The organism is Acinetobacter sp. CFCC 11171, from assembly GCF_003268405.1.
GTDB lineage: Bacteria > Pseudomonadota > Gammaproteobacteria > Pseudomonadales > Moraxellaceae > Acinetobacter > Acinetobacter amyesii.
Genome location: NZ_LQXP01000032.1, coordinates 1 through 17,694 on the forward strand (window position 1 = coordinate 1; position 17,694 = coordinate 17,694).

Here is a 17,694-nt window from a genome sequence, read left to right on the forward strand (position 1 = left end):
TCATGAGATGCCTGTGTATCGCTTGAACTGAGGATCAGAAAGCTTGTTTGAATCGATGTATTTCATCCGCAGATTATGCACGAATGCTAAGAAATCCGGAGTGCAAATATTAACCAAAAAGAAGATCGTTTTTTGATTTATGAAAGAGATCTAATAGATACCTCTTTCAAACATAAAAAATTAAATTTAATTTATAAAAGCTACTAAGTAAATTAAATTTCTAAAAAGACTTTAATATCTTCTGCGGACTCTGTGTAAAAAATTTCAGTGTAGCCTTCTTTATTTGTTCTACCTTTTTTTGTTCGCCCATTTTTAAACTTTGCCAGATAACCTACATTTTTATATGGCTGACCATTATCATCAGTAAATTTAAATTGTGCATTATATCTTGAACTATCAGGCATGAATGGGAAGTTAGAAATATCAACTCTCTCCCCTCCCACAAACTTATGCTGCCCTGCCTTCACTTCAAACTTACCGCTAGTTGTCGGTAATACACCCGCACTACTAATTTCAATCTGGCTACCACCAGCAGTTAGCACGATTTTTTTGCTCGCTTTAATTTCGACTGTATCTTCAGTGGAAATAATTTGAATACCCTTTCGTGCAATCAGATCCGCCCCATCTCCTTGCGCTTGGATTTCAACTTTGCCTTTACCAGCATAAGCTCTTAAGCCTTCTTGTGCTGCAAATAGACTGATCTTGTTTTGTGCATGGGCAATCAAGGATTTTTGGCTACTGAGGTTGATGCTATCGCCTGCACTTTGGCTGATCTGCCCATCCGCTGAAAGATGAATATCTTCCTGACTACTCACAGCAATGGAGTTTGGTGCAGATAAAATCATTAAGGCTTGTTTAAAGGCATCAGCTTTTTCTTTACTGCCTTTTTCGATTTGGCCAAGGAAGTTTTTCAGATTATCTAAGACTTCAAGCGGGTCAGTTTGCTGGTTTTTCGCCACTTCACTTAAGGCTTTACTGCTGTTTAAGTTGGCTTCGATTTGATCTTTTGCAGCTTGTGCGTCGAGGTGCATTGCTGCTGCTTGTTGTTGTGGGTGTGTGCTGACAAGTAGCCCTTGTCCTGCTCGTACTGCGCCCCATTGGTCGGTTCTCAGTTCAAAGCCTTCCCCTCGTCCTGCACTTGCTGCGGTTTTTTTGGGATGACTGAGGTTACCGAGGTTGAGCTGGGTGGCACCATGGGTACTTTGTAATTGTGTCGAAATTTGTCCTGTGGTGTCATCAAAGCGCAGTTGTCCAAAGCCTTCCCCTTGTACTTCCTTACTTTTTATTCCAGCCAATTTTTTGGTGTCTGGCAGTTTGCCTTTACTATCAAATTGGGTTGGACTGCGCTGTGCTTCATGGATGCGCCCCACCACAAATGGTCGGTCGATATTGCCGTCAAAGAAATCGATGACCACGATTTCATTAATGCGCGGTAAGAAGCGTGCGCCATAGCCTTCACCTGCCCATGGAGTCAGTACATCGACCCATGCAGAATCCATATCATTGTCATTACTGCCTGCACCACCATCATGGCTGTGGTCATCACCACGGGTAAATAAGAAGCGGACTTTGATACGCCCCCATTCATCGACATGTATTTCTTCACCACTTGGCCCGACAACTTTAGCCCGTTGCGGATGCGTGCTTGGACGGTGTTCGAGTGGGTTATATTCAGGAACCGTCGCAATATTGCGGCGTTGCAATGTGAGCTGATTGGCCTGACGCTCGGCCTGTTCATGGATCGGTTTAATGTTCCACTGGCTTTGTTCAATCAGTTGATTGACCTGTTCAATGAGATCTTTGGGTAAGTTATTTTGGTTATAGAATTTCTTTTCTGTGATTAAAAATTGTTTGTCTGCACCACTGTGTTGATCAATTTCTGGGTGTTCATTCAATTCAAACCAATAACCCACTTGTGTATCACGCACGGTCGATTGTGCATTGAATTTTTTAGATTGCAGCTCGTGGTAGCGCGTTAGGTTTTGATTCAGTTTTTCAATTTGGCTATTGGATGAAGCGGTAGCTTGGTCTTCGCCTTTTAAGTCTTGCATCCATGCAGGGCTGATATGCCATGCTTGTTCCAAACTTAAGCTGGCATTGTCTTGGCTTTGGCTATGCTGATGTTTGCTTTGAACTGAACCTGCGCCTTCTTCTTGACTAAGTCCATCGGCTTGCCAGCGCTGCACATGGACCGCAGTCGGTTGAATGCTACGCTCACCGATCAAGCTGGTGATGCTGTCTTGTTTTTCTGTGGCGCTAGAGCGATGAAAGCGGATACTACGACGGCTGAGTGCTTGATATTGGCTATTGTCATCAATCAGGCGGAGTTTTTGTTTTTCAATTGGCGCTGAGGAATGTGACACTTTCAGCTGTGCTTCATCGATGAGCCAATTGATACCCTCACTGCGCCAAAGTCGCGTTAAAAAGTCATAATCGCTTTCATTCGACTGCATGATGAAGGGCCGAACATCATAGTTCTGACTTAAACCGCTTAAATCAAGCATTAGACTGGCAGCAAAGAGCGGACTTTTGCTTTGCCATTCTTTAAAAAGAGTCTCACTGACATCACGCACCGATTTGTTCATAAACACACGGCTGTTGCGGCGCTTATGCCACAGCGATGTTGCATCTTCTAAAGTGAGTTTATACAGCGTGAGTGAACCGTCACTCTGCCCTTGGGTGGCTTCGGTAATAATACCCGTGGTGCGGAAGAGTTCGCCCTGATCGGTTACTTGATCAACGGCAACTTGTGCGCCAATAAATTGTTTTAGCGGAATAAGGGCATTAGTAGATAGGCAAATCAAAGTCGCTTGCACGCCTTGGTTTAAGACATGCTCCCCATCAATACGTTGAATAAAAAGCTCATCATTCAACGCAGGGTTGGAAAATTGCACATGAATGGCACGTTTTTGGGCGGATAAGCCTAATTTTTCAAGTATAAGAGCAATCGAATTTAACATTTTAAAAGTCTGTTTTTTAAACTTTGTATAATTATGCTGCGAATGATATAGGCTAGCCATCAGACTTGACCAGCCTATTTTATTAATAAAAATGTAACATCTTAATAATTATTATTTTTTACAATCTCTTAAATTAACCTTTCTGAACCAAATAATGAAATTCTTTATTTCCATTTTCATCAAGACGTTCTTCTTGAAGCAAAAGCTCATGACCTAAATGCATACAAAATTTCGGAATATCCCAAGAGGTCGAATTATCTGTTGCAAAAACCTCAACAATATCGCCCGATTTTGATTTACGAATGGCTTGATGCAACATCATCACAGGCTCAGGGCAACGTAAGCCACGGGTGTTTAATTGAATTGATGGGGATACAGAAGGCTCAGACATTAGAAAACTCAGTATTAAAATCTAGGGCTATTTTAGCATAATCCTGACGACCGAATGTTAGCTTGAAAAATGCAAACGATAGCGTCTTAAAATGACTTGATCGCTCATCATCTAGATCAACATTAACAATAGACAACTGTATTTTCTACGGTATGATAAAATCATCATTTATTAGATATTAAGAGTCTTTAGGAAAGATCATGCAAGAGGAATCCGGCCCGTCGTGGGGCATGCGCGGCTTACGTAAATGGCTGGGCACTGCACCAGAAACCCGTGACGAACTGTTGAAATTAGTACAAGATTCACGTCGCTTCTTAGAACCCGATACAGTTGCCATGCTCGAAGGGGTACTCGACTTACCTGCAACTAAAATCCGCGAGGTCATGACCCCCCGTACTGCGATGATCAGCTTACAAGAAGATGATGAGCTATTAGATATTTTGCATGTACTTGTTGAATCTGCACACTCACGTTTCCCAGTCTTTTCCTCAGACCAGCCAGACAATGTTGTCGGTATTTTGTTGGCCAAAGATTTGTTGCCATTTTTGACAGAACCGACCACCAAAGTCGATATTCGTGCATTAATGCGTCAACCCTTATTTGTACCCGAGAGCGCGCGTTCTGACCAAGTTTTACGTATGTTGAAAAATACCCAAACCCATATCGCTGTAGTGATTGATGAATATGGCACAACTTCAGGCTTAGTCACTTTAGAGGACATTCTTGAAGAAATTGTGGGTGAAATTGAAGACGAACACGACAAAGTCGATGAAGAAGCTCAATTTATCATTCCAGATGAAGATCCACTAAGTGCAAATACATGGTTGGTTCAAGCACTTACACCAATTGAACACTTTAACAATCTTTTAGATGCTGATTTTTCAGATGATGAAGTAGAAACTGTGGGCGGCTTACTGCTACAAGAAATGGGCTTGGTCAGTGATTTACAAGGTCAAGTGATTGAACTTGAAAACTGGGAGTTTACCATTTTGGAGGCAGATGCACGTACCATTCATCTGATCCGAGCTGTCCATAAATGAGAACCTACTTTGATAAGCTGCTAAACCACTCACAACAAAAAAAACAGCTACCTTTCATCTATCCTTTGCTGATTGCATTATTTTCAGGTGCCATCTTCAGCTTCTCGCTGGCACCTTATCATTATTGGTGGTTGGCAATTTTATCTCCAGCCCTGTTGTATGCCTGCCTAAGTCAACGTGCACCTAAACAATCGTTTTTCATTGGTCTAGCTTATGGCTTCGGCTTATGGTTTGTCGGGGCTTTTTGGCTATATACCTCAATCCATGTCTATGGTGATACCAATTCAGCACTCAGTGTTTTGATGATTGCCATTATGGCGATTGTGATGGGGCTGTTTACCGCAGTTCAGAGTTGGCTCTACCGCCACTTCTTTCCAGAAACACCACTGACCTTTGCGCCACTGTGGGTGTTTTTCGAGTGGAGTAAAACTTGGGTCTTTACCGGTTTTCCATGGCTGTTTGCAGGTTATGCCTTTACTGAACGATTTCTCGATGGCTATGCGCCATTATTCGGGATCTTTGGGGTATCTTTTGCGGTCATTGTATTGGCCTGTGCATTGGTTGAAATCCTGCGTAAACGCATCTTCTGGATTGTTCCCTCTGCCCTTGTTTTGCTCGGTGCATGGGGTGCAGGGCAAGTGCAATTTGTTCAGCCTAAAAATGAAAAACCGCTGAGTGTTTCCTTAATTCAAGGCAATATTCCACAAGATTTAAAATGGTTAACAGAATACCAAGCTCAAACCTTAATGAAATATGCGTCATTAAGTCGGACCGAATGGGGGCGTGATGTCATTGTTTGGCCGGAATCCTCCATTCCTATGTTCCAAACCGATATTGAGCCGTTTCTGGATGCGATGAAAGTCCAAGCCAATAAAACAGGGACGGCTTGGGTGACAGGTATTCCCTATTGGGATTTAGCGGAATCACAGCAAAACCAACACCCTATGTATTACAACACCATCATGGCAACTGGTGATGAATCTTCTGGTCTATACAAGAAGCAACGTCTAGTCCCCTTTGGTGAATACATTCCGCTTTCAGGGATGTTAAGTTGGGTACTACCTGCCCTACAAAATGACCCGTCGATGAGTGGCTTTTCACGTGGCGCAAACAACCAAAAGCCTTTGAATGTTAAAGGTCATGATTTAGGCGCAGCGATTTGCTATGAAGTGGCTTATCCCAACTTAACCCGTCGTAATGCCAGTCAAAGTGACTACCTAGTGACTATTTCCAATGATGCATGGTTTACTGGAACAGCGAGCCCACATCAGCACCTACAAATGGTTCAAATGCGTGCCAAAGAAAATGGCCGTTGGTTTATCCGTGCAACCAATACCGGCATTACCGCCTTTATTGATCATAATGGTCACATTGTGAAACAAGCACCGATGGATAAAGATGCGGTACTTCGTGGTGATTTACCTGCCATGCAAGGCGAGACACTTTACACACGCTTAAGTGATTGGCCTGTGTTGATTTTCTCATTCTTGTTATTGGTTCTCGGTTGGATTTATCGCCCGCGTAAAGTTGATATTTCTTTTAAATCACGCCGTTAATTCCGCTACAAAAGATCAAAAAAACCGAGCCAAAACTCGGTTTTTTATTGATAAACTTTCAGGGTGCCAGTTCACCCTACTTTTTCAAAGTAACTTGGTGCCTAGGGGAATCTCTGCATCAGGCACACAAAGAGCAACATGCCCCTCTGCATTATGAAAACCTGTGACCAAACACTCTGACTGGATCGGACCAATTTGTTTTTTTGGAAAATTTACGACGGCAACGACCAATTTTCCCACTAGATTTTCCGGCTGATATAGCTGTGTAATTTGTGCACTGGACTTTTTAATGCCCAGTTCCTCTCCAAAATCCACATGAAGAATGTACGCGGGTTTACGTGCTTGCTCAAAGACTTCAGCCTGCACAATTTTCCCCACACGTAATTCAACTTTCAAAAAATCTTGCCAATCGATCTGTTGCATTTTTCCCTCTTTCTTTTCTTTGTTGTACTTCATCCAACTATCTAAGATCTGATATCTAAAGATTATAAAAATTTCATTCAGGCTGACCATATGTGAAACAGACATTCGATGCGTCAAAACGGACAAAGCAAGGTTATGTTAGAGCGCGTACCATGTAGAAGTATGCACTGATGTACGCTACGAACTGTTCATTAACACGAGACATAAAAAAACTGGAGCAAGCTCCAGTTTTGAAGGTTTAATTTTGGGGTTATAACTGCGTAACTAAATAGGAAAGCATGGCAGCTAAAGACACCATTGGAATATATCGATAAAGACGAACAACCATTTGTTCGATGGCAGATGCATGTTCTTGTTTTAAATTTGCCACAGTCGCTTTTAATGCAGACCAAAAACTTAAAGCCAGTAATGAACTCATTAAGCTCATGGCAAAGAAGCCCACCATAATTTGGCTACTGCCCTCAGTGCTTTGCCATAAATACACAATGCCTTGACTGATCGGCAGAATACTTAAAATCAAAAGAACAGATTTCAGCATAGACCAATGAAATTGGTTAATTTCATCCGTTAATAATAATGCTTTCATACTATCCTCCATGGCTAAAAAAGTACCATAAAAGATATTATGCGCGGTTTTATTTAAATGAAAAGCCTATATTTATTCATATTTTGCGATTATTGTAATCAATAAAATTGGGAATAATTCTTATTATAAATATCACATATTTCATATTATGTTATTTAAAGTAAATTCAACAACTTAATATTAATTTTATAATTAAGATTTATTATCACTTCACTCAATATTGAAACATCCTATTAAGTGAAGTGATTAATTCCATTAAAACTGAATTTATAATTATTCTCAGTTAGTGTTTATAGTAAATATCGGCATCATTTTCTTCACCGCCAGACTGACCATCCGCACCAAATGAATAAAGATCATAAGGACGGCCTTCAGAACCAGGAATCACATATTGGATGTCATTGTCCCAACTGTCTTTTGGATAGCCACCTTTGATATAGCCACCCGGCAACCAGTTTTTAGCAGACTCAGGTTTAGTGACCAAAGCATTTAATCCACCGTCTTGCATTGAAGGGAATTTACCATTGTCCATTTTGTATTGATCTAATGAGCCAGCGACACTTTTTAAAGTAATCGCTGTGGTATCAACTTTGGCTTTTTCACCACGGCCCATCACGTTCGGTACAATCAGCGCAGCCAAAACACCTAAAATGACAATGACCACCATCACTTCAATTAAAGTAAAACCTTGTTGCTTCATATTTTTTGTCTTCACTTGCATGTTACAAATCTCTGTTCACATCATTGTTCGAATGTCTTAAATCATATTATTCATATTCACGATTGGCAGCATCACAGCAATCACGATCACCAGTACAATGCTCGCCATAAATACCAACATCAGCGGTTCAAGCAACGCCAATAAAGTTGAAATTAAAGTCGTCACTTCTCGGTCTTGCATCGTCGACGCACGTTCTAGCATCCGGTCTAATTCGCCTGAACTTTCACCACTTTTGATCATTTGTACCATCATCGGTGGGAAATAACCACTTCGCTCAAGCTGTGTTGCTAAATTACCACCTTCTGTTACTTTTTCTGCCGCAAGGTTGACCGAATCTCGAATCACCCAATTATTACTGACCGCTGCGCCAATTTTTAAAGCATCGACCAATGGCACGCCAGACTTGGTTAAAATCGACAAGGTACTGGCAAAACGAGCGGCATTAATGCCTTTAGACAGTTTGGAAAATAACGGTAATTTCAAGGTCAATCGGTCAAAGGTATAATGTCCCGCCGCTGTTCTGAGGAATCGAACCAAGAGAAAAATCGAGACTACGCTACCGACCAATAAAAATGGCCAGGCCATTCGAATAAAATCACTGGCTTTCATTAAAGCAATCGTTATCCACGGCAAGGCATCTTTGCTTTGGTCAAAGGTTTTGACAATATCTGGGACCACATAGGTCATGAGTCCCATCACAATACCGAAAGACATTAACATCAGGATGATGGGATAAATCATCGCACCCTGCACTTTTTTTTGCATGGCGAAGCGGTTTTCGGTGTAATCGGCAAGTTGGTCGAGAATGAGATCAAGATGACCTGAACGCTCACCTGCTGCAATCGTGGCAATATACAGTTCAGGAAAGCGTCCCGCTTGTTGTAGTGCGTTGGCTAAAGAATGCCCTTCCAAAACTTTAGAACGCACCGACATCAACAGGTTTTGCACATGGGCTTTTTCGTTTTGTTTTCCCACAGCACGAATCGCTTCTTCTAATGGAATCGCAGCGGCAACCAAAACTGAAAGTTGGCGAGTCAATAAAGCCAAGTCATAGGCATTCAGCCCTTTTTGAAACAAGCGCTGCTGCGCGTGTTTGTCTTTTTGCTCTATCGGATCGACAGCAACTGGAATAAGTGACTGATCTCTGAGCTGTTGACGAATTTGACGCGCAGAATCACCCTCAAGTACACCCTTCTGCTGCTTCCCTGAAGCGTCTATGGCAGTAAACTGATATGCAGGCATTGTAATGCTCTAATTTTCCAAAATTTCTATCAGCGCAGTTGCGTCTGACCATCAAAATCATTCATATTCTTAGATATAAAATATGAGCTCACTCTAACACAACTCCTTTACGATCACGACGAAATTTAATCAGGAACTTATCCACGTTTTATGGCAAATTCAGCGAGCATTGCAACACCTATTTACCGCGTTCGAGTCGCCGTTCCGGTATATTTATACGACTGCTTCGATTACAGCTTAAACCAAGAGCAATACCAACAAGCTGAAGTAGGTGCACGCGTTGCTGTATCTTTTGGTCGGCAAAATTTGACCGGTATCATCGTGGAAAAAATTGCTCCCGATGCACCACTCGATTCAAGCTTTAAACTCAAGGCCATTACCGAACTTCTTGATGATCGTGCCATTTTAGATGAGAAAGTTTTAAATTTATTGACATGGTCTGCACAGTATTACCAATTTCCGATTGGTGAAGTGATGCAAAGTGCCCTTCCGACGCTGTTACGCCAAGGAAAGCCCTATAATTTACTGGCACGGACATGGAATCTGATCGACCATAATGCTGAAGCCAAAATTAAACGTTCAGAGCGTCAGCAAGAAGCGTATAAAATACTAAAATTACATCCTACAGGCACAGGTGAAAATCTTTTAAATTTGTCAGGTGTGGAAACAGCAACACTCAAAGCCTTAGAGAAAAAAGGCATCTGCGAATGTGTGTTAGCAGAACAAGACTTTAGCCCGATGCCGATGAGCATGGCGCAAATGCCTCTTACGGCAAACCCTGACCAAAAAAAAGCGATCGATAGCGTATTAAAAGCACGTAAAAAATATCAGGCCTTCCTGCTCGATGGCTTAACTGGCAGTGGTAAAACTGAAGTCTATTTACAAATCATGCAAGAGGTTCTCAAGCATGGCAAACAGGTCTTGGTTTTAGTTCCTGAGATTGGGCTCACCCCACAGACCATCAGCCGTTTCCAATCACGTTTTCATTGCAATATTGCCCTATTACATTCGGGGTTAAACGATTCAAAACGTATGCAAGCTTGGCAAGCTGCGCAAACGGGCAAGGCTTCAATTATCTTAGGCACACGTTCTGCGATTTATACGCCACTGCCTAATCTAGGTTTAATTGTGATTGATGAAGAGCATGATCTGTCCTTTAAACAACAAGAAGGCTTTCGCTATCACGCTCGGGATGTCGCACTTTACCGTGGGCATCTGGAACAATGCCCTGTAATTTTAGGTTCTGCCACGCCTAGTATCGAGTGCTATGCACTGGCGAAACAAGGCAAAATGACCGTACTGGAATTGAACCAACGTGCGGGCACCGCGGTCATGCCGAAAATGCACATCCTTGATTTAAAAGTGGCACAGAAACAGCATGGAATTAGCCAATTATTAATTGGTGAAATCCGTAAGCGCCTAGAAAAAAAAGAACAGGTGTTAGTGTTCTTAAACCGTCGAGGATATGCCCCAGTTTTAATTTGTGAAAGCTGTGCATGGCAGGCCAAATGTCCGCACTGTGATGCCAATTTCACGGTTCATCGCACACCTTATCAACATTTACATTGTCATCACTGCGGCACCATTCACCGTATGCCAGAGCATTGCCCGCAGTGTAATCACCAAGAACTGAAGTCCGTGGGCATGGGCACAGCGAAGGTTGAAGAAAGCCTGAATGAGCTATTTCCGCAGCATGACGTTATACGCGTCGATCGTGATTCCACCAGTCGCGTCGGCAGCTGGCAAAAAATCTATGACAAGATTCAAAAAAGTGAGCCTGCTATTTTGCTTGGTACGCAAATGCTGGCCAAAGGTCATCATTTCCCTTACGTCACCTTGGTGGCGATTTTAGATATCGATTCAGGTCTGCTGAGTGTGGACTTCCGTGCCATTGAACGTACCGCTCAACTCATTGTGCAAGTCACAGGGCGTGCCGGCCGTGGCGAACGTAAAGGCGATGTGTTTTTACAAACCCTAAGACCCGACCATCCGCTTTTGAATATCTTGGTCAATGAGGACTATCGAAAATTTGCCAAAGAAACCATGAAAGAACGGGAAATGGCACAAATGCCACCGTTTCGCTATGCCGCATTGGTACGCTGTGAGTCAAAAAACCAAGAACTCAATACTGAATTTTTACAGCAACATGCCCAATTGCTGCGTCAGGACTCTGCTGGAATTATTGATATTTGGGGGCCGATTCCTGCCCCGATGGAGCGCAAAGCAGGGCGTTACCAATCCCACATGGTTTTACTGTCTACAGATCGTGCGCGCTTACATTATTATCTGCGTTATTGGTGGCAAAACATCTTGCATAACAAGCCATCAAATATGAAATTGAGCCTCGATATAGACCCACAGGAACTCAGTTAAACGCGTACAATTCAGTCTGAAAATATCAGTCATACTGAATTGCAACTTTCGACCAAAAACACAACTCTAGGACGAGTAAATGTCACTACTGTTACAGATCACAATTTTCCTTGGCGCATCCTTATTGCTTGTCCCTTTGCTCAAGCGCTTTGGTATTGCAACGGTATTGGGATATCTGTTCACTGGTATTTTGCTCGGCCCCGATGTCTTTAACATTGCCAGTGATCCCCAAGCGATCCAAGATCTCGCTGAGTTTGGCGTGATCTTACTGATGTTCCTGATCGGCCTCGAACTGCGTCCACAGCGTCTATGGAGTATGCGTAGTTCTATTTTCGGCATGGGGAGTTTACAAGTCGGTCTGACCGGTCTTGTTTTAGCGCTAGGCAGTTTTTTTGCCTTACAACAAGGCATTGCAGCCAGTATCGTTATCGGTTTCGCTCTCGCTCTTTCTTCTACTGCCTTTGTCTTGCAGATGCTGAGTGAGAAGCAGCAATTAAACACAACCTATGGGCAACAATCCTTTTCGATTTTGCTGTTTCAAGATATGGCCGCGATTCCCCTGATTGCAGTCATCCCCCTGCTCGCAGGGACAGAATCATCACATCACGGAATCGCCTATTTCGCTGCAATCATTGCGACTTTTTCAGGCTTATTTTTATTTAGTCGTTACTTAATGCGACCTTTTTTCCGCTTCGTCGCGAAAAGTGGCGCGCATGAACTGATCACCGCTGTCGGCTTATTTATAGTGCTGGGTGTCGTGGTGTTGATGGATGTACTTGGCATCAGTACCACACTCGGAGCATTTTTGACTGGCGTACTATTGGCAGACTCGGAATTCCGCCATGAACTCGAAGCCAGTATTGCTCCATTTAAGGGGCTTTTACTTGGTCTGTTCTTTATGACCGTGGGCATGACCACGGAACTGTCGTTGTTTGTTGAAATGCCATGGTTCATTATCGGTGGTGCGTTGGCACTGATGCTCATCAAAATGGCGTCACTTACCGCGATTGCGCGTTATCTCAAAAATTCATGGCGCAACAGTATTTTACTGGCGACCTGTTTGGCTCAAGGCGGTGAATTTGCCTTTGTGGTCTTTAGTGTGGCGAAAAGTGAAAATGTCGTACAACAAGCCATTTTGGAGCCATTAACCCTCATCGTCACCTTGTCGATGGTGTTGACCCCTATGTTGTATTGGTTAATACAATCACAAATTTTGCCACGTTTTAATCCAAAAACCATTCCCGAATATGACGACATTCCGGATGAACATAATCCTGTGATTATTGCGGGCTTTGGACGTTTTGGACAAATCATTGCTCGTGTGGCGCATTTACAGCATTTGTCTTTTACCGCCATTGATAGCAACTTAGACAAAGTCGATTTCGTACGTAATTATGGTGGTCATCTGTATTATGGCGATGCCACACAACCAGATATTTTACGCGCTGCGGGCATTGAACATGCCAAAGTGTTTGTCCTTGCCATAGATGATATTGAAGACTCGATGAACGTGGCGCGTCATATTCGTCTGAATTACCCTCAGTTAAAATTATTGGTCCGCGCGCGTGACCGTCATCAGGTGCATTTGCTGCGTGATTTAGGAATTGAGCATATTTGGCGTGAAACCTATTTATCCTCTTTAGGAATGGCCTATCACATGCTGTGCGACTTAGGCATCAGCGATGAAGATGCATATAAAAGTATCGAATTGTTCCGTGATTATGATGAAAAACTGCTGACTCAACAGCAGCAAATCTATACCGATGAACAAAAGATTTATGAAACGCATCGTAACGCTTTAGCTGAACTGGAACATTTGTTTGAAAGCGATGCGCAAGCCCGTGAAAAACCTACAGGTGTTGATTTACAACGCAGCTTACAACGTCATCGTATTGATGTCACAAGAGATGATAATGAATGACTTGTGTTTTACAATATCGTCACCATTAAAGCAGGGTTATGGAGAATTTTATGTCAGATTTACGCCAACGCTTTTTTATTGAAGATAGCCCTGTTCGTGGAGAAGTGGTTCATCTTGAAGAAGCCCTACAAACAATTCTTGCACAGCGTGACTATGCACCTGCTGTACAAATTCTCTTGGGTGAAATGCTCAGCGCGACTGCCTTGTTGGCCAGTACCTTAAAAATTAAAGGTCGTATTAGCTTACAAATTCAGGCAGCTGGCACATTTAAATGGGCAATGGCGGAATGTAATCATCTCGGTGAAGTTCGCGCACTTGCCGATTATGAAGAAGACCCGCACTTTCAAGCCGCTGAAGACAGCAGCACGGTACTGAAAGCCTTGGTAAACCCAGTGCTTTTCATTAATATCGAGCCTGAATTTGGTGAGCGTTATCAAGGGATTGTACCTTTAGACAAACCGACATTAGCGGGTTGCTTGATGCAATATTATGATCTATCTGCACAGATCCCAACACGTATCGTCTTAGCAAGCAGCAACAGCCGTTCAGGTGGTTTGCTGATCCAGTTATTACCACGTAACAACGAAGAAGAACAACGCCGTGTCGATGAAGATCTATGGCCACGTTTAACCATGCTGACTGAGACATTAAAAGCAGAAGAGTTAACGTCTTTATCCGCAAATGAAATCTTATATCGTTTATACAACGAAGAAGAAGTTCGTCTTCCTGAAACTGAGGCCTTAAAATTTGGCTGTACATGTTCAAAAGAACGCTGTGCGACAGCACTTGAACAAATCGGTGTTGCTGCAGTTCGTGAAACCCTAGAGTTTCAAAACCCAATTGAAATGGATTGCCAATTCTGTAATACAAAATATACCTTTACTGCAGAAGAAGCTTTATCCCTTTTTGGTCAACACCTCAGCTAAATCATCGTGATGATTGAAAGCCTAAATCTAAGCATCCTTCGGGGTGCTTTTTTATTATTCCCATTAAATTTAGAACAGTTACTTTCATCCGCTTAGTCGAATGGTTGCGAACTTTATAACCTCAAGATGATCAGCTGTATTTGCGATCAATTTTTTTTCGAGTAGAATCGCGCCAGAAATAAAGTCAAAAAATCAACAGAGCTTTATTTTTAATAGAAAAATAATGTAAAAAAAACTGGATAAAATATGAAACTCAAAATACTCGCTATTCTTTTAGCCATGTTCTGCTTTGGCCTAATAACAGCACATGCAGCAGACCTCGTCGGGACATGGAAAACCATAGATGACAAAACAGGCTATGCCCGTGCAGAGGTCCAAATCACCAAATTAAAAGACGGTAGCTATAGCGGTAAAATCACCAAAGTACATGCCATCCCCAACCGCCCTGTCACCACCATTTGTGAAAAATGCGAAGGTAAACTCAAAAATGCACCTTTAATTGGTTTACCGATCTTCTCTGGCTTTAAACATAATGCAAAAGAGAATGCCTATACCGATGGCAAGGTGATCGACCCACTTTCAGGCAATACTTATCAAGGTAAAGGGCAATTGAATGCACGCGGCAATGTGCTGACACTTCGAGGTTATGTTGGAACCACGCTCCTCGGCCGGACGGTATCTTGGATCCGCGTCAACTAAAGCGGCCTTTTGGCTTTCATTGGCATGATGAAATCAACTCCAGACGAGTTCATCATGCCAATAATAATCTACTTTGAGATGAATTCCGACTATTTTACTAGTGCGTAGACGTTCAGCATAAACCTCATTTAGCGCCAACACGTTCATGTTTTGGCTCAAAATATAAATACCAATCCTTAAAAAATCACTAGAATATTCATATTATTTCAGGCTACATTAAACCCATAATATTTTTATGCCTTTAAGTTTTAGGCATCCGCTTTTTGTGTAATGTGGGTAATTATATGGCTGTTAAATTCCTCCCTTCTATCCTGTGCGGCATGTTCTCCATCTGCAGTTTATCCTCTGCTTTTGCAGCGATTGATCCCTTAGTGGGGACATGGAAAACCATTGATGATCGAACAGGATATTCCCTTGCCGATGTGGTGATTCGCAAAGATAAGCATGACCTGTATTCGGCCACTATTATCCAAAGCCGAAGCGTACCCGGAACAGCAAATGTTTCGACATGCACGCAATGCACCGGTGCTCAGAAAAATAAACCCATGGTCGGTTTAACCACTTTAAGCGGCTTAAGCGCTGATCCAGAAAAGCCCAATGAATTTGTGGGTGGAGTGATGCTCGATCCCAAATCAGGCAAGCACTACAATGCACGCGCTCGTTTGATGAATAATGGCAAGCATTTGATCATCAATGGTCGTACTGAAGGCTCTGCAATTGGACGCAATGTCACTTGGGTCAAAAACTAAGCACGAGGCCTTTAAATCATTAAAGGCCTTTTTTAACTTAAAAATTAGAGTAAAAACTCCATATTAAAGCAGCGTTTTAAGAAATTCTGCCAAATACATCACAAACTATCACATTGATTTTGTAGGGCTTTATATATAAATTAGGCAACTTACTCTAAAAACACAATTCTGAATTTTCAGGGGATGAAATGAAAAAAATATATCAACAATTATTTGCCGGAATACTACTTAGCACTTTGTCAGGATTGTCAATCGCTGCGGAAACCGATCCGCTAGTGGGTAAGTGGAAAACCGTCGATGACCGTACAGGATATTCGCGTGCAGACGTTGAAATTCGCAAAAAAGCCGATGGTAGCTATGAAGGCATCATTGTCACCACTCGTAATGTCCCAGGCACTGAAAAAATGGGCGTCTGCTCGAACTGCCCAGGTGAATTGAAAAATAAACCTTTTATCGGCTTGCCATTTATTTGGGACTTTAAACAAGATCCAAAAAATCCACGTGAATTCCAAAACGGTAAAGTTCTGGACCCGATTGGTGGAAAAATCTATAAAGGCAAAGCAAGACTTAGTGCTTCAGGAAAACATTTAACTATACGTGGGTATGTTGGTGTATCTGTGATTGGTCGTAGTGTCACTTGGATAAAATATTAATTTTAAATGTGTTTTTAAAAGCCTCCTCGTGAGGCTTTTTTATTGTCATGTTTTGAAACAATAAGCTGCAGTTTGCCCCTATGACAGTTTGATGAACCATTCTATATTGATTTAAACATGATCAATATTTATACAGAGAGTATGCCAGACAATCACTATCAAACTTTAGGGATCGCCCGAGATGCTTCGGCAGATCAAATTAAAAAAGCCTATCGAAAATTGGCGCGTAAATATCACCCTGACGTCAGCAAAGAAGCTGATGCTGAAGCGCGTATGCAAGCGATTAATGTTGCATACGACACCTTGAGTGATGCCGAAAAGAAAAAACAATACGATTTTGAACTCGATCATCCTCAAGGATTTGCTGGGTTTAATGCTGGCAACCAAGGTGGTTTTGACCAATCTCAGTTTTATCGCCAATCGACGAGTGATGGTCAGCATGCGGACTTTAGTGGATTTGAAGACTTGTTTGGTCGTTTTGGGCAAGGCTTTGGTGGCGGTGACTATCAGTATCAACGTGCAAACCGCCAAACCAAGAGCTTCCGTGGTGAAGACCAACACGCCAGCTTAGAAGTGGATTTAGATATTGCCTTTCATGGTGCAACGCAGAATATCACCTTACAGATTCCAAGCCTCAATGCCCATGGTGAGCCTGAAGTCCAACGTAAAACCCTGCAAGTCAAAATTCCCGCAGGTATGAAATCAGGTCAACAAATTCGACTCTCCGGCCAAGGGCAAGCTGGCTATAACGGTGGAGCCGCTGGTGATTTATACATTGAAATTTTGTATAAACAAACCGAGCAAACCCGTGTAGAAGGCGTTGATATTTTCCAACAACTGAATATCAGTCCATGGGAAGCCGCATTGGGTCAAAAAATTGCATTTACCAGTCCTGATGGCAAAACATTAGAACTACAAATTCCTAAAAATGCACGTACTGGTCAACAGCTACGATTAAAGGACAAAGGGATACCAAATAAAACACCCGGACACCTTTACCTGATTTTAAATATACAGATACCAGCTGCACAAACCGAACAAGAGCAACAAGCATATGCGGCTTTTGCTCAAGCTTTTCCGTCATTTAATCCACGACAGTCTTAAGGAGAGCACCATGACAACAATTCATTATCGTGAAATTGTCTGTGACGGATGTAAACAGACTGAAATCGTAGACGAAAAAAGTAGTTTTGATCTACAACACTTTGCCTCTGCCTGTGGGCAAAGTCCAGAATGGGTTCTGCAACTACTCGAATACGATATTCTGCCTAGCCGTTCAGAAGACAGGATTCATCAATTTTTTGGCGATGATATATCTCGCGCACGGCGTGCGTATCGGCTTCAACGAGATTTCGATGCCAGTTTTACTGCGGTCGCTATGATGCTTGATTTAATTGACGAAGTTCAACAACTACGTCGCCAAGTCAAACACCAACAGTTTCATTCACATTAAA

General features: G+C 42.4%; 16 protein-coding genes. 10 read left to right on the plus strand and 6 right to left on the minus strand.

The genetic code is table 11. The annotated features are described in order from the left end of the window. Nucleotides 1-212 precede the first annotated feature (212 nt). Nucleotides 213-2,960 carry a type VI secretion system Vgr family protein gene (locus AVJ20_RS13720; protein WP_111885637.1) on the minus strand — a complete coding sequence of 916 codons (2,748 nt, stop codon included), beginning with the start codon at nt 2,958-2,960 and terminating at the stop codon, nt 213-215. 133 nt (nt 2,961-3,093) lie between these two features. Then, complete coding sequence (gene tusA, locus AVJ20_RS13725; RefSeq protein WP_111885617.1) at nt 3,094-3,351, minus strand: sulfurtransferase TusA; 258 nt, start codon at nt 3,349-3,351, stop codon at nt 3,094-3,096. 200 nt (nt 3,352-3,551) lie between these two features. Here tusA and AVJ20_RS13730 point away from each other — a divergent pair, with 200 nt between their 5' ends. Both AVJ20_RS13730 and lnt read left to right on the plus strand, forming a co-directional pair. Then, nucleotides 3,552-4,391: an HlyC/CorC family transporter gene (locus AVJ20_RS13730; protein WP_111885618.1), complete on the plus strand. Its 840-nt coding sequence runs from the start codon at nt 3,552-3,554 to the stop codon at nt 4,389-4,391. After that, nucleotides 4,388-5,947: an apolipoprotein N-acyltransferase gene (gene lnt / locus AVJ20_RS13735; protein WP_111885619.1), complete on the plus strand. Its 1,560-nt coding sequence runs from the start codon at nt 4,388-4,390 to the stop codon at nt 5,945-5,947. The genes AVJ20_RS13730 and lnt overlap by 4 nt, the downstream gene beginning before the upstream one ends. Nucleotides 5,948-6,031: 84 nt before the next feature. Here the strand turns inward: lnt and AVJ20_RS13740 are convergent, their stop codons facing one another. The 4 genes from AVJ20_RS13740 to gspF all read right to left on the minus strand — a co-directional run bounded on the left by AVJ20_RS13740 (nt 6,032) and on the right by gspF (nt 8,919). After that, the gene (locus AVJ20_RS13740; RefSeq protein ID WP_111885638.1) at nt 6,032-6,370 is read right to left on the minus strand and encodes a tRNA-binding protein; all 339 of its coding nucleotides are present in this window, start codon (nt 6,368-6,370) and stop codon (nt 6,032-6,034) included. Nucleotides 6,371-6,620: 250 nt separating this feature from the next. After that, nucleotides 6,621-6,956: a hypothetical protein gene (locus AVJ20_RS13745; protein ID WP_078189783.1), complete on the minus strand. Its 336-nt coding sequence runs from the start codon at nt 6,954-6,956 to the stop codon at nt 6,621-6,623. Nucleotides 6,957-7,239: 283 nt separating this feature from the next. After that, the gene (gspG, locus tag AVJ20_RS13750) at nt 7,240-7,656 is read right to left on the minus strand and encodes a type II secretion system major pseudopilin GspG (protein WP_373683025.1); all 417 of its coding nucleotides are present in this window, start codon (nt 7,654-7,656) and stop codon (nt 7,240-7,242) included. Between the two features lie 57 nt (nt 7,657-7,713). After that, nucleotides 7,714-8,919, minus strand: coding sequence for a type II secretion system inner membrane protein GspF (gene gspF / locus AVJ20_RS13755; protein ID WP_111885620.1), 1,206 nt, complete (start codon nt 8,917-8,919; stop codon nt 7,714-7,716). A 150-nt stretch (nt 8,920-9,069) separates the two neighbouring features. Here gspF and AVJ20_RS13760 point away from each other — a divergent pair, with 150 nt between their 5' ends. The 8 genes from AVJ20_RS13760 to AVJ20_RS13795 all read left to right on the plus strand — a co-directional run bounded on the left by AVJ20_RS13760 (nt 9,070) and on the right by AVJ20_RS13795 (nt 17,693). Continuing rightward, on the plus strand, nt 9,070-11,292 hold the full coding sequence (locus AVJ20_RS13760) for a primosomal protein N' (protein ID WP_111885621.1): 2,223 nt from the start codon (nt 9,070-9,072) through the stop codon (nt 11,290-11,292). A gap of 79 nt (nt 11,293-11,371) precedes the next feature. Continuing rightward, the gene (locus AVJ20_RS13765) at nt 11,372-13,213 is read left to right on the plus strand and encodes a monovalent cation:proton antiporter-2 (CPA2) family protein (RefSeq protein WP_111885622.1); all 1,842 of its coding nucleotides are present in this window, start codon (nt 11,372-11,374) and stop codon (nt 13,211-13,213) included. Nucleotides 13,214-13,263: 50 nt separating this feature from the next. Beyond that, nucleotides 13,264-14,139: an Hsp33 family molecular chaperone HslO gene (gene hslO, locus AVJ20_RS13770; protein ID WP_111885623.1), complete on the plus strand. Its 876-nt coding sequence runs from the start codon at nt 13,264-13,266 to the stop codon at nt 14,137-14,139. A 246-nt stretch (nt 14,140-14,385) separates the two neighbouring features. Next, a complete protein-coding gene (locus AVJ20_RS13775; RefSeq protein ID WP_111885624.1) occupies nt 14,386-14,838 on the plus strand; it encodes a DUF2147 domain-containing protein in 453 nt (150 codons plus the stop codon). Nucleotides 14,839-15,122: 284 nt separating this feature from the next. Continuing rightward, nucleotides 15,123-15,587, plus strand: coding sequence for a DUF2147 domain-containing protein (locus AVJ20_RS13780; protein ID WP_111885625.1), 465 nt, complete (start codon nt 15,123-15,125; stop codon nt 15,585-15,587). Between the two features lie 188 nt (nt 15,588-15,775). Continuing rightward, nucleotides 15,776-16,240 (plus strand): DUF2147 domain-containing protein, encoded by a 465-nt coding sequence (locus AVJ20_RS13785; protein ID WP_078192815.1) that lies wholly within the window; start codon nt 15,776-15,778, stop codon nt 16,238-16,240. A gap of 141 nt (nt 16,241-16,381) precedes the next feature. Beyond that, entirely contained in the window at nt 16,382-17,344 is a 963-nt protein-coding gene (locus tag AVJ20_RS13790; protein ID WP_111885639.1) for a DnaJ C-terminal domain-containing protein, read from the plus strand. Between the two features lie 10 nt (nt 17,345-17,354). Continuing rightward, nucleotides 17,355-17,693 (plus strand): chaperone modulator CbpM, encoded by a 339-nt coding sequence (locus AVJ20_RS13795; RefSeq protein WP_111885626.1) that lies wholly within the window; start codon nt 17,355-17,357, stop codon nt 17,691-17,693. Nucleotide 17,694 lies beyond the last annotated feature (1 nt).

What these genes read in the sequence shown, in the direction of transcription:
- gspG (WP_373683025.1), bottom strand. Translation starts at nt 7,656, where the DNA reads ATGAAGCAACAAGGTTTTACTTTAATTGAAGTGATGGTGGTCATTGTC.
- AVJ20_RS13765 (WP_111885622.1), top strand. Translation starts at nt 11,372, where the DNA reads ATGTCACTACTGTTACAGATCACAATTTTCCTTGGCGCATCCTTATTG.
- AVJ20_RS13785 (WP_078192815.1), top strand. Translation starts at nt 15,776, where the DNA reads ATGAAAAAAATATATCAACAATTATTTGCCGGAATACTACTTAGCACT.
- hslO (WP_111885623.1), top strand. Translation starts at nt 13,264, where the DNA reads ATGTCAGATTTACGCCAACGCTTTTTTATTGAAGATAGCCCTGTTCGT.
- AVJ20_RS13795 (WP_111885626.1), top strand. Translation starts at nt 17,355, where the DNA reads ATGACAACAATTCATTATCGTGAAATTGTCTGTGACGGATGTAAACAG.
- gspF (WP_111885620.1), bottom strand. Translation starts at nt 8,919, where the DNA reads ATGCCTGCATATCAGTTTACTGCCATAGACGCTTCAGGGAAGCAGCAG.
- AVJ20_RS13775 (WP_111885624.1), top strand. Translation starts at nt 14,386, where the DNA reads ATGAAACTCAAAATACTCGCTATTCTTTTAGCCATGTTCTGCTTTGGC.
- AVJ20_RS13760 (WP_111885621.1), top strand. Translation starts at nt 9,070, where the DNA reads ATGGCAAATTCAGCGAGCATTGCAACACCTATTTACCGCGTTCGAGTC.
- lnt (WP_111885619.1), top strand. Translation starts at nt 4,388, where the DNA reads ATGAGAACCTACTTTGATAAGCTGCTAAACCACTCACAACAAAAAAAA.
- AVJ20_RS13745 (WP_078189783.1), bottom strand. Translation starts at nt 6,956, where the DNA reads ATGAAAGCATTATTATTAACGGATGAAATTAACCAATTTCATTGGTCT.
- tusA (WP_111885617.1), bottom strand. Translation starts at nt 3,351, where the DNA reads ATGTCTGAGCCTTCTGTATCCCCATCAATTCAATTAAACACCCGTGGC.
- AVJ20_RS13730 (WP_111885618.1), top strand. Translation starts at nt 3,552, where the DNA reads ATGCAAGAGGAATCCGGCCCGTCGTGGGGCATGCGCGGCTTACGTAAA.
- AVJ20_RS13780 (WP_111885625.1), top strand. Translation starts at nt 15,123, where the DNA reads ATGGCTGTTAAATTCCTCCCTTCTATCCTGTGCGGCATGTTCTCCATC.
- AVJ20_RS13740 (WP_111885638.1), bottom strand. Translation starts at nt 6,370, where the DNA reads ATGCAACAGATCGATTGGCAAGATTTTTTGAAAGTTGAATTACGTGTG.
- AVJ20_RS13720 (WP_111885637.1), bottom strand. Translation starts at nt 2,960, where the DNA reads ATGTTAAATTCGATTGCTCTTATACTTGAAAAATTAGGCTTATCCGCC.
- AVJ20_RS13790 (WP_111885639.1), top strand. Translation starts at nt 16,382, where the DNA reads ATGCCAGACAATCACTATCAAACTTTAGGGATCGCCCGAGATGCTTCG.